Origin of the sequence: Pseudomonas gozinkensis (assembly GCF_014863585.1) — a bacterium.
In the GTDB taxonomy this organism is placed as follows: domain Bacteria; phylum Pseudomonadota; class Gammaproteobacteria; order Pseudomonadales; family Pseudomonadaceae; genus Aquipseudomonas; species Aquipseudomonas gozinkensis.
Map to the genome: position 1 here is coordinate 1,770,524 of NZ_CP062253.1, position 11,909 is coordinate 1,782,432.

At 60.5% G+C, this 11,909-nt stretch carries 8 protein-coding genes; all 8 read left to right on the plus strand.

Annotation, left to right across the window (positions count from 1 at the left end):
• Nucleotides 1-341 precede the first annotated feature (341 nt).
• The 8 genes from IHQ43_RS29690 (at nt 342) to IHQ43_RS07985 (ending at nt 11,884) form a co-directional block, all read left to right on the plus strand.
• On the plus strand, nt 342-3,365 hold the full coding sequence (locus tag IHQ43_RS29690) for a beta strand repeat-containing protein (RefSeq protein ID WP_192563974.1): 3,024 nt from the start codon (nt 342-344) through the stop codon (nt 3,363-3,365).
• 277 nt (nt 3,366-3,642) lie between these two features.
• Nucleotides 3,643-4,416, plus strand: a complete 774-nt coding sequence (gene rfbF / locus IHQ43_RS07955; RefSeq protein ID WP_179692279.1) for a glucose-1-phosphate cytidylyltransferase — start codon at nt 3,643-3,645, stop codon at nt 4,414-4,416.
• The gene (gene rfbG, locus IHQ43_RS07960; RefSeq protein WP_192563975.1) at nt 4,398-5,480 is read left to right on the plus strand and encodes a CDP-glucose 4,6-dehydratase; all 1,083 of its coding nucleotides are present in this window, start codon (nt 4,398-4,400) and stop codon (nt 5,478-5,480) included. Before rfbF ends, rfbG begins: the two co-directional genes overlap by 19 nt.
• Nucleotides 5,477-6,037 carry a dTDP-4-dehydrorhamnose 3,5-epimerase gene (rfbC, locus tag IHQ43_RS07965; RefSeq protein WP_192563976.1) on the plus strand — a complete coding sequence of 187 codons (561 nt, stop codon included), beginning with the start codon at nt 5,477-5,479 and terminating at the stop codon, nt 6,035-6,037. Before rfbG ends, rfbC begins: the two co-directional genes overlap by 4 nt.
• Nucleotides 6,034-7,260, plus strand: coding sequence for a class I SAM-dependent methyltransferase (locus IHQ43_RS07970; protein WP_192563977.1), 1,227 nt, complete (start codon nt 6,034-6,036; stop codon nt 7,258-7,260). Before rfbC ends, IHQ43_RS07970 begins: the two co-directional genes overlap by 4 nt.
• Nucleotides 7,257-8,114, plus strand: coding sequence for an NAD-dependent epimerase/dehydratase family protein (locus IHQ43_RS07975; RefSeq protein WP_192563978.1), 858 nt, complete (start codon nt 7,257-7,259; stop codon nt 8,112-8,114). Before IHQ43_RS07970 ends, IHQ43_RS07975 begins: the two co-directional genes overlap by 4 nt.
• A gap of 64 nt (nt 8,115-8,178) precedes the next feature.
• Complete coding sequence (locus IHQ43_RS07980) at nt 8,179-8,913, plus strand: cephalosporin hydroxylase family protein (RefSeq protein WP_192563979.1); 735 nt, start codon at nt 8,179-8,181, stop codon at nt 8,911-8,913.
• A gap of 55 nt (nt 8,914-8,968) precedes the next feature.
• The gene (locus IHQ43_RS07985) at nt 8,969-11,884 is read left to right on the plus strand and encodes a TIGR00180 family glycosyltransferase (protein ID WP_192563980.1); all 2,916 of its coding nucleotides are present in this window, start codon (nt 8,969-8,971) and stop codon (nt 11,882-11,884) included.
• The last annotated feature ends 25 nt before the right edge of the window (nt 11,885-11,909 follow it).

Genomic DNA, 11,909 nt, shown 5'->3' on the forward strand with positions numbered 1-11,909 from the left:
TCGAAGGCATGTTGAGCTGAAACGAAGGGAGGCCGATCCAGGTGGATCGGCCTCCTTTTTTTTGTATCTTTCACGGAATTCCGGGAATGACATTCTTGATCTTCCTGAAGAAGAGCTTGCGGGCCAGGTAACTGTAGGCCATTCGCTTGATGACCATTATTCGATTGTTATTCCTCCCTGCGATTATTTCATTTTCGATTCATTTTTCCTTGTGAAGAGCTCAAGTGCAGAGCGTCTTCTGTCGATATCAACACATTCGTTGTTCCAGAAAATTGCGCCTCGGTGACGTGTGATCGCCACGCGGGCCTGTACCGGTTCATAAGCAAGGCAAAGAAGAAGTAATGGCAGTTATAAACGGGACAAACGGCGCGGATACGCTGATCGGTACCAGTGGTGATGACGAAATCAATGGCCTGGGTGGCAATGATCTGATTATGGGCGGGGCGGGTGCCGACAAGATCGACGGCGGTGCAGGGATTGACACCGTGGACTATTCGGCGTCGACCGCAGGGATCAACGTCGACATCCGCAAGGTCACTCCGGGCCGGGCCGGCATCGGTGGCGATTCGGAAGGCGACACCCTGTTCAACATCGAGAAGGTTATCGGTACCGCATTCAACGATACCTTCAGCATCGACACCCTCGCAGCGACCTTCGAAGGCGGCGCCGGCGATGATGTTTACATCATCAATGGCAACGGCGGCACGGTGATCGAACAGGTCGGTGGCGGCGACGACGAAGTGCGCACCAACGTCGGTACGCAATCGTTGGGTGCCAACGTCGAGCGCCTGACCTATACCGGAACCGGCGCGTTCATCGGCTACGGCAACGCCAGCGACAACATCATCACTGGTGGTATCGGCAACGACAACCTGTTCGGTGGTGGCGGTGCGGACCAGTTCTTCGGCGGCGCGGGCATCGACACGGTCGGCTACACCGACAGCACCGTCGGGGTCACCGTGAACTTCAAGACCGGCGTCCACTCGGGCATCGCGACAGGTGACACCTTCACCGACATCGAGGGCGTCCTGGGCTCGAAGTTCAACGACACCTTTGTCGCCGACGGTCGCGCCATGGCCTTCAACGGCGATGTTGGGATCGACACAGTCGACTATTCGACTTCTGCTGAAGCGATCAACGTCGACATCCGCAAGGTCACTCCGGGCCGGGCCGGCATCGGTGGTGACTCGGAAGGTGACACCCTGTTCAACATCGAGAAGGTTATCGGTACCGCATTCAACGATACCTTCAACATCGACACTCTCGCAGCAACCTTCGAAGGCGGCGCGGGCGATGATGTTTACGTCATCAACGGTATCGGTGGCACGGTGATCGAACAGGTCGGCGGCGGCGACGACGAAGTGCGCACCAACTACGGAACGCAGTCTCTGAACGCCAACGTCGAGCGCCTGACCTACACCGGCACCAGCGCATTCACCGGCTACGGCAACGCCAGCGACAACATCATCACTGGTGGTATCGGCAACGACAACCTGTTCGGTGGCGGCGGTGCGGACCAGTTCTTCGGCGGCGCGGGCATCGACACGGTCGGCTACACCGACAGCACCGTCGGGGTCACCGTGAACTTCAAGACCGGCGTCCACTCGGGCATCGCGACAGGTGACACCTTCACCGACATCGAGGGCGTCCTGGGCTCGAAGTTCAACGACACCTTTGTCGCCGACGGTCGCGCCATGGCCTTCAACGGCGATGTTGGGATCGACACAGTCGACTATTCGACTTCTGCTGAAGCGATCAACGTCGACATCCGCAAGAGCACTCCGGGTCGCGCCGGCATCGGTGGCGATTCGGAAGGCGACACCCTGTTCAATATCGAGAAGGTTATCGGTACCGCATTCAACGATACCTTCAGCATCGACACCCTCGCAGCGACCTTCGAAGGCGGCGCCGGCGATGATGTTTACATCATCAATGGTATCGGTGGCACGGTGATCGAACAGGTCGGCGGCGGCGACGACGAAGTGCGCACCAACTTCGGTACGCAATCTCTGAATGCCAACGTCGAGCGCCTGACCTACACCGGAACCGGCGCGTTCATCGGCTACGGCAACGCCAGCGATAACATCATCACCGGGGGTGTCGGCAATGACACCCTGTTTGGCGGTGGCGGTGCGGACCAGTTCATCGGTGGTGCGGTCATGGACACGGTGTCCTATGACGAGAGCTCCGTGGGCGTCAGCATCAACCTGAAAACCGGTGTCAGCACGGGGATCGCAACGGGTGACACTTACAGCGGCATCGAGGCGATCATGGGCTCGAAATTCAACGATATTTTCGTTGGCAGCTCTGTGGCGTTCGCAATCAACGGCGGTCTCGGCCTGGACATGGTCAGCTATGAGTCATCGGACAGCGCGGTCACCATCGACCTGAAAACCAACGCCAACGCCGGTGATGCAGCAGGCGATACTTTCGCCGGGATCGAGATTATCCAGGGCAGTCGATTTGCAGACACGTTCCTGGGCTCGACCGCCAATGACAACTTCGTTGGCGGAGCAGGTGCCGACGTGTTCGACGGCCGTGAAGGCACTGACACGGTCTGGTATGCCAACAGCGCCACTGCCGTGAATGTCAACTTGCAGACCGGCGTCGGTCAGGGTGGCGATGCCGAAGGTGATGTATTCACCAATGTCGAGAGTCTGATCGGGACAAGCTCCAATGACACATTGATCGGCAACGCAGCCGCCAATAGTCTGGAGGGTGGCCTGGGTAACGACGTCATTTATGGCGGGGATGGCAACGACATCATCTACGGCAGCCTGTACACCCCACTCGGACCGTTCGCCGTCAATGTTGCTGCGGGAGGGCCGCAGGCTGATCTTTTGTATGGCGGCAATGGCGACGACTTCATCGTTGCAGCGCCCGATGACCGTGGCACTCAAGCCTTTGGTGAGGCCGGCAATGACAACATTACCGTGGTGTACGGCATGGCTGACGGTGGCGAAGGCAACGATCTACTGACCGGTACAGGGACTGGTTACTCGCTGTTCGGTGGGGCTGGCGCTGACCAACTGAATCTGCAGGGCGTCGGCTCGGCGTTTGGCGGCGAAGGTGATGACACCTATACCATTACCAACTCGAGATTGGTGACCATTCAGGATGATGGCGTCAGTCAAGGCGACAGGTTGGTCCTGGCTAACATCAACGCTGCGCAACTGTTGTTCGACCGTGTCGGAAATGACCTTTACGTACACAAGAACAGTGTTTTCGAGGGTCAGACTCCCGATGATGGTGTGCGTCTGAAGGACTGGTTCGCCGGTTACGCCACTGTTGATTTTATCGTGACGGCTGACGGCAAGTACGTCGGCCTGCCACTCAGCACTGATGCGTTCGCCATGTTCGGTTGATCGGTGAGTCAGGCGCCCTCGATCCAATCGGAGCGAGGGCGTCCGTTTGAAACGTGGGGGCTGACCTGGTCTACATAAGCCGGGTCAGCCCCCTTTTTTTGCGCCCGCCGATTGGTTCTGCGAGCTGGCGCGTTTCCTGCAAGTCCCCCATAAATCGCCATAAAACGAGCGCTCACGGTCATCCCACCGGCGCCCGCAGCGGCAAAAGATTGAGCCAGATGGCTCGCGGTGTTCAAGAAAGCTGCGCGCAGCCCGGTGACGAACAAGAGGGGAGACGATGAAGGCAGTAATTTTGGCGGGTGGCCTCGGCACGCGCATCAGTGAAGAGTCGCACCTCAAGCCCAAGCCAATGATCGAGATCGGCGGCAAGCCAATTCTCTGGCACATCATGAAGCAGTATTCCGCCCACGGAATCCACGACTTCGTGATCTGCCTGGGCTACAAGGGTTACGCGATCAAGGACTTCTTCGCCAACTACTTCCTGCACACCTCCGACGTCACCTTCAACATGCGCGAGAATCGCATGGACGTGCATCAGAACTACAGCGAGCCGTGGAGCGTCACGCTCATCGACACCGGCGAAGAAACCATGACCGGTGGCCGTCTGTTGCGTGCCGGCCGTTACCTCAAGGATGAAGAGGCGTTCTGCTTCACCTATGGCGACGGCGTTTCCGATCTGAACATTCGTCATCTGGTCGATTACCACAAGGCCCACGGCCGTCTGGCGACCGTGACAGCGGTGCAGCCGCCGGGTCGTTACGGGGCGCTGGAGCGTCAGGGTGATCAGGTGCTCGGCTTCACCGAAAAACCCCGTGGTGATGGCGGCTGGATCAATGGCGGCTTTTTCGTGCTGTCGCCCAAAGTGTTGCCGTACATCGCGGGCGATGAAACCACTTGGGAAGCCGAGCCCTTGGCCCGCCTGGCCCGGGAGGAACAACTCAAGGCGTTCGAACACGACGGTTTCTGGCAGCCGATGGACACCCTGCGTGACAAGAACCATCTCGAAGCGTTGTGGCAGAGCGGGGAGGCCCCATGGAAGCAATGGGCCTGAGTCCTGAGTTCTGGCGCGGCAAGCGGGTTCTGGTCACCGGGCACACCGGTTTCAAGGGCAGCTGGCTGACCCTGTGGCTGCAGAGCCTGGGTGCGCAGGTCAGCGGTTTTTCCCTCGACCCGTCGACCGAGCCGAGCCTGTTCGAGCTGGCGCGCGTGAGCGAAGGCATCAACGATCAGCGTGGCGACCTGCGTGACCTCGGCGCCTTGCTTGAGATCATCGCCGACACCGAGCCGGAGATCGTCCTGCACCTGGCAGCTCAGCCGCTGGTGCGCGAAGGCTATCGCGATCCGCTCGGCACATATTCGAGCAACGTCATGGGCACTCTCAACCTGCTCGAAGCGATTCGTCAGGTCGGTTGTGTGCGGGCCTGCGTGCTGGTGACCACCGACAAGGTCTACGCCAACAAGGAATGGCTGTGGCCGTACCGCGAGGACGAAGCCCTCGGTGGTCACGACCCTTACAGCAGCAGCAAAGCCTGTTGCGAGTTGCTGGCGCAGTCTTACGCAGCATCGTTCTTCCCGGCTGACAAATACGCCGAGCACGGTCTGGCCCTGGCCACCGCGCGCGCCGGCAACGTGTTGGGTGGCGGCGATTTCGCCCCTGAACGGCTGATTCCCGACGTGCTCAAGGCCTGGACGGCAGATGAGCCGGTGACCCTGCGTTACCCGCAAGCCGTTCGCCCGTGGCAGCACGCACTGGAGCCGCTGGCCGGCTATCTGCAACTGGCCGCCGGCCTCTATGAAGATGGCCCGGAATACGCCGGCGCATGGAACTTCGGCCCGGGTGAAGCGGACATGTGCAGCGTCGGTGAAGTGGTCGAACTGCTCTCCAATCGCTGGCCTCAGGCCCGTGGTCTGCGCCTCGAAAAGAGTGATCTGCACGAAGCCGGTCTGCTGCGCCTGGACAGCAGCCGCGCCCGTCAGGTGCTGGGCTGGCAGCCGCGCTGGTCGTTGCAGCAGTGCCTGACCCAGACCCTCGACTGGCACCTGGCGTGGCAGAACGGCGACGACATGCGCACCGTGACCCTCGGCCAACTGAATCTGTACCGGGGCGCGCTGTGAGTGAGTTTTACTTGAAACCGCTGCCGCTGGCCGGGTTGTTCAGCGTCCAGCACAAACGCTTCGAAGATCAGCGCGGACACTTCGCCCGGCTGTTCTGCGAAGGCAGCCTGAAGGCGTTCGGCAGTGAATTTCACATCCGTCAGATCAATCATTCCTGCACCCGCGAGAAGGGCAGTGTGCGCGGTCTGCATTACCAGAACGCCAATGCGCCGGAAGCCAAGTTGATCACCTGCCTGCGCGGTGAAGTGTGGGACGTGGCGGTGGACCTGCGCCCGGATTCCGAAACCTTCCTGCACTGGCACGCCGAGCACCTGAAGGCCGGCGACGGTCGCAGCCTGTTGATTCCGGCCGGCTTCGCCCACGGTTTCCAGACCCTCACCGAGGACGCCGAACTGCTTTACCTGCACAGCGCCGATTACGCGCCGGAGCACGAGGGCGGCCTGTCGGTGAACGATCCACGGCTGGCGATTGCCTGGCCGTTGCCTGTCAATAATTTGTCAGCGCGTGATTCCAGCCATCCCGCGCTCGATCAACACTTTGCTGGAGTGCGTCTATGAACTGCCGTGGGTGCGCCGCACCGCTGAGCCTGCCGCTGATCGACCTCGGCACCTCGCCACCGTCCAACGCCTACGTGCATGCCGATCGACTCGAGCAGGCCGAACAATGGGTGCCGCTGAAGGTCGCCGTTTGCGAGCAATGCTGGTTGGTGCAGACCGAGGATTACACCAGCGCTGACAGACTGTTCGACGCCGAGTACGCCTACTTCAGTTCGTTCTCCAGCACCTGGCTGGCCCACGCCGAGCGCTATGTGGCCGAGATGGTCGAACGCTTCGGCCTGACTGCCGACAGCCGCGTGGTGGAAGTCGCCGCCAACGACGGTTACCTGCTGCAGTACGTGGCTGGTCGCGGCATCCAGTGCCTGGGCGTCGAGCCGACCCGCAGCACCGCGCAGGCGGCCCGGGAAAAAGGCCTGGAGATTCGTGAACTGTTCTTCGGTCGCGCCACCGCCGCACAGCTGAAAAGCGAAGGCTGGGCCGCCGACCTGATGGCCGCCAACAACGTGCTCGCTCACGTGCCGGACATCAACGATTTCCTCGGTGGTTTTGCCACGCTGCTCAAGCCGACCGGCGTCGCCACGTTCGAATTCCCGCAACTGCTGACGCTGATGGCCGGCGCGCAGTTCGACACGCTGTATCACGAGCACTATTCCTACCTGTCGTTGACCGCCGTGCAGACCCTGTGCGAGCGCAACGGCCTGGAAGTGTTTGACGTCAGCCAGTTGACCACCCATGGCGGATCGCTGCGGGTGTTCGTCCAGCGCAAGGACGGCGAACGCCGCGCCGTGCAGCCGGCCGTGCAACAGCAGTTGCAGGCCGAGCTCGACGCCGGGGTGAAAACCACCGGGTACTACGCGACGCTGGCGCCGGCTGCCGAACGCATCAAGCATGACCTGCTGCGTTTTCTGTTGCAGGCCAAGGCCGACGGCAAGCGTGTTGTGGGTTATGGCGCTGCTGCCAAAGGCAACACCTTGCTCAACTACGCCGGGGTCAAGCCGGATCTGCTGGCCTGGGTCGCCGATGCCAACCCGCACAAGCAGGGCAAGTTTTTGCCGGGCAGCCGCATTCCGATCGTCGCGCCAGCGCAGATCGATATCGAGAAACCGGATTACGTGCTGGTACTGCCGTGGAACCTGCTTCACGAAGTCAGCCAGCAACTGGCTCAGGTGCGGCAGTGGGACGGTCGCTTCGTGATTGCCGTGCCTGAGTTGAGCGTGCTGTGAAGGTTCTGGTCACCGGAGCCACGGGCTTCGTCGGTCGTCATCTGGTCGCTGCGTTGCTGGCCCGTGGTTGCATGGTGCGGGCGGTTGCCCGTGACGCGCAGAAAGCCGCGGACATGCCGTGGATCAAGGACGTCGAGTTCGTGAGCGCGGACATTCACGCGGCGGATCTGGATGTCGGTGCGTTGACCGAGGGCGTCGATGCACTTGCTCACCTGGCTTGGCCGGGGTTGCCGAACTATCGGGCGCTGTTCCATTTCGAGCACAACCTGATGGCTGACTACCGCTTCATCAAAGGCGCGGTAGAGGCGGGTGTGAAGCAGGTACTGGTGACCGGCACCTGTTTCGAATACGGCATGCAGAGCGGCCCGCTCAGCGAAAGCACGGAGCCGCAGCCGAGCAATCCCTACGGGCTGGCCAAGCACACCTTGCACCTGTTCCTGCAGAACCTGGCGCAAGAGCACCCGTTCACTTTGCAGTGGGCGCGCCTGTTCTATTTGCACGGCGAAGGTCAGAACCCCAACAGCCTGCTGGCGGCGCTGGACCGGGCAATCGATGCCGGCGATGCGACATTCAACATGTCGGCGGGTGAGCAGTTGCGAGATTTTCTGCCGATCCGGACCGCGGCGAATCATCTCGCCGCGATCCTGCATCAACGCGACTTCAACGGCGCGATCAATTGCGCCAGCGGCCTAGCGATTTCGGTCAGGACGCTGGTCGAGCAACACCTGCGTGAACGCGGCGCTTCGATCGATTTGAACCTGGGGCATTACCCCTATCCGACACACGAACCCATGGCGTTCTGGGCGGTGGTCGACCGTTTGCAACAGTTGCTTGAGGCACAGCAAACCAACTGATGTGCCTCGACGCGAATGCCTTTGGCAGCGTGACTATCAAATGACTTTTCAGTGAGACCGGACAATGAGCGATAACGTAATCAAAGCCTTCGAGGCGGAGTGCCAGGCCGAAGTGATTGCCCAGGGCCAGGACAAGAACTTGAAGGCGCTGGCCCAGGAGTTCTACAACCAGTCGGCCAAGCACAAGTACACCTACCATTTCTCGTGGATGGGGCGTCCGATCATTCAGCTGCCGCAAGACATGATGGCGATGCAGGAATTGATCTGGCGGATCAAGCCGGACCTGGTCATCGAGTGTGGCATCGCCCACGGCGGCTCGATCATTTACTACGCCTCGCTGCTGGAACTGCAGGGCCACGGCGAAGTGCTGGGCATCGATCGTGATATCCGTGCGCACAACCGTGAGGCCATCGAAAGCCATCCGATGATCAAGCGCATCAGCATGATCGAAGGTTCCAGCCTTGATCCTGCGGTGGTCGAGCAGGTGCGTCAGGCTGCTGCCGGCAAGAAAGTGATCGTGGTACTCGATTCCAACCATACCCACGAGCATGTCCTCGAAGAATTGCGTCTGTACGCACCACTCGTTTCGCTGGACAGCTACTGCGTGGTCATGGACACCGTGGTTGAAGACATGCCGGCCGATGCGTTCCCGGATCGTCCATGGGGGCCGGGTGACAACCCGAAAACCGCCGTCTGGGCCTATCTCAAAGAGAACACTGATTTCGAGATCGATCAGCACATGCAAGACAAGTTGCTGATCACCGTTGCGTCGGATGGTTATCTGCGCCGGGTTCGTTAATCGGTTCCATCATCAAAGAGTTTTTCGGGCGGTTTCGCCGGTCGTGGGAGAAGTTATGCAAGGCAATTACGGTATTGAAAACAAGCTGCCATTGAGCGAGTTGCTGACGGTGGTTCTGATCACCCACAACCGCCCGGCTTTTTTGCGTCGAGCGCTGCAGTACTACAGCAGCCTGCCTTGCAAGGTCATGGTGCTGGACTCTTCTCCCGAGCGCCCGGAAGGTGATTTTTCATCGGTCGACTATCAGCATCTGCCGCAGTTCGCCTACTGGGGCATGCAGGCCAAGCTGACCTACGGAGTCGAGCAACTGACCACGCCTTACATGGTGTTCGCGGCCGATGACGACTTTATCCTGCATGAGTCGCTGGCCGAGTCGGTGAGCTTCCTGGAAGCCAACCGCGACTACGGTCTGTGCCACGGCTATTGCCTGATGTACCTGGCGCTGGCCGGGAGTGTCAGCTACTACCGCCGCGACAAGAAAATCTGCGAAGACTACGCGTCGGAGCGTGCCGAGGATCGGGTCCTCGACTTCATGCATCAGTACGTGCCGCCGTTCTATGGCGTGTGCCGGACTTCGATCATCAAGGACTGGTACGCGGCCTTGCCACCGGGTACCAGTTTCGAGTGGCAGGAAATCGGCCACACCTATTACCTGCTGGCGAACGCCAAGGCGCGCATTCTGCCAATCCCGTATGTGGTGCGCGAAATCAACGTCGGTTTCTCCGACCACAACACCGAGGTCTATCACGCGCTGTCGTATGTCGACGCCAAGTCGGTGGCCGAGCGTGAAGCGTTCGCCGAGTTTCTCGCGTCCCTGCCGACCGGCATCAAAGATCTCGACCAGGCGCAGCGCAAGGCGTTCGCCCTGGAAAGCTTCGCGGCCATGACCGATAGCCTGGTGACCGGTCGGGCACTGACGGCCGAGCTGATTTTCCAGTCCATCTGGAACAACGTATCCAAAGAACCGGAACGCAAATTCGGGCCTCTGCAATACGTCGAGATGCCGTTCTACAACCAGCGCTTTTTCGACTTGCTGGCCGGGTTCGAGTTTCTCTTGCATGCGATGCCGGCCGGCCGTGTGCAACTGGAACAGCTCGAAGGCGTCTGGACCCGCCAGGATTACCTGATGCAGGCGCGCAATAACGACACCCCGGAAAGTGTGCTCGATCGCTTGTGGCAGGCCCATGACAGCAACGTGTTCAACCGTCCTGTGATCAAGCGTCTGGTCGAGCAACTGCACGTGGTCGGCGATGACACGCCAGCGCAGGAACTGGCCGCGTGGGATGCTCGTCTTGAGTCGGTGTCGAAGGCTGATCATTACCCGGTCTTCAACAAAATGCGCTCCGGCCGTTTGCTCGAATGGCTGGCGTGCCGCGAGCCGGACGCCGAGCAGCGCGCGACGATTGCTGCTCATCTGGCGGCGAACAACGGCGGGCCACAGTTCGGCATTTTCCTGCTGGATCTGGACGACAACGTCGAGAAGCTGCAAGTGACCCTCGACAGCCTGGTCGAAGGTCACAGCAAAGCCTTCAAGATCGTGGTCTTCACCACCGGCGAGCCGCAGGCTGCGACGACGGCGCAGAACACGCTGCACTTTGTCCGCGTTACCCCGGGCAATCTCGTCGACAAACTCAACCAGAGTGCTGCCCAGTCTCCCTGCGACTGGCTGCTGCTGGCACAGGTGGGCGATGAGTTCACGGCGAGTGGCTTGTTGCGCGCTGGCCTGGAGTTGATGTCGGCCACTGGCCTTCGCGCCGTCGCCACCGATGAAATCCAGCGCACTGAAGAGGGCGCGCTGATCGATGTGTTCCGCCCGGGCTTCAATCTTGACCTGTTGCAAAGCAATCCATCGTTGATGGCACGCCATTGGCTGATTCGTCGCGACGTTTTCCTGGAGGCGGGTGGTTATCAGGCCGACTTCAGCAAGGCGATGGAGTTCGACCTGCTGTTGCGTCTGATCGAGCAGGGTGGCCTCGACGGTCTGGCGCATCTCGACGAACCGCTGCTGATCACCCAGGTCCCGGTGCAGGAGGAAGTGGCCCACGAGCGTCAGGCGTTGCTGCGCCATCTGACCAATCGCGGTTACAAGGCCAACGTCACCCCGGCGCTGCCAGGTACCTGGCAAGTTGATTATCGACATACCGAACAGCCGATGGTGTCGATCATCCTGCCTGCTGGCGATGATCTGGTGGCGCTGCGTCGCTGCCTCGAAGGTGTGTTGCTGCGCACCCGTTACAGCCGTTACGAAGTGTTGATCACGGCCAACCCGAATCAGTCGGCGCAGGTCAACGACTGGCTGGGCACGCTGCGCAGCAGCAAAGTGAATGTGTTGCGTGCCGATCAGCCACTGAGCGAAGTCGCGTTGTATAACGCCGCCAGCGAGCAGGCGCAGGGTGAGTATCTGGTGCTGCTGGCCACTGACAGCGAAATCGTCAATCCGAACTGGATCGATTCGTTGCTCAATCACGCCCAGCGTCCTGAGGTCGGTGTTGTCGGCGCGAAACTGGTCGACCGCGACGGCAAGGTCTCCCAGGCCGGCTTGATCCTCGGTCTGAACGGGGGCGTGGGCTCGGCCTTCATTGGCGAAAAACACTCTGCTGCGGGTTACATGCAACGTCTGGGAGTCGAGCAGAACTACTCGGCGGTGTCGAAGGTTTGCCTGATGGTGCGCAAAGAGTTGTTCGGCGCGCTGGGCGGTCTGGACGAAGTCACCTTCGCCGCCGGTTTCAGCGATGTCGATCTGTGCCTCAAGATCGGCCAGGCCGGTTTCCTCACCGTGTGGACGCCGTCGGTACAGGTGCTGCACACCGGCGAGCTGCCGCAAGCGCCCGAAGCGCTGCAGGCTTTGCGGGAGAAATGGAGCGGCGCCTTCGCGCAGGATCCGGCCTACAACGCCAATCTGGCCCTGACCGGCAAAGGTTTTGCGTTGGCTGAAAAGGCTTCGGTTGACTGGTCGCAGTTGCTCGCTTAAGTCCGTCGGACAAGGTTCAGGAATC

Bases quoted from the DNA above. Each gene is read 5' to 3' on its own strand.
- IHQ43_RS29690 (WP_192563974.1), top strand. From the start codon at position 342: ATGGCAGTTATAAACGGGACAAACGGCGCGGATACGCTGATCGGTACC.
- IHQ43_RS07980 (WP_192563979.1), top strand. From the start codon at position 8,179: ATGAGCGATAACGTAATCAAAGCCTTCGAGGCGGAGTGCCAGGCCGAA.
- IHQ43_RS07985 (WP_192563980.1), top strand. From the start codon at position 8,969: ATGCAAGGCAATTACGGTATTGAAAACAAGCTGCCATTGAGCGAGTTG.
- rfbG (WP_192563975.1), top strand. From the start codon at position 4,398: ATGGAAGCAATGGGCCTGAGTCCTGAGTTCTGGCGCGGCAAGCGGGTT.
- rfbF (WP_179692279.1), top strand. From the start codon at position 3,643: ATGAAGGCAGTAATTTTGGCGGGTGGCCTCGGCACGCGCATCAGTGAA.
- IHQ43_RS07970 (WP_192563977.1), top strand. From the start codon at position 6,034: ATGAACTGCCGTGGGTGCGCCGCACCGCTGAGCCTGCCGCTGATCGAC.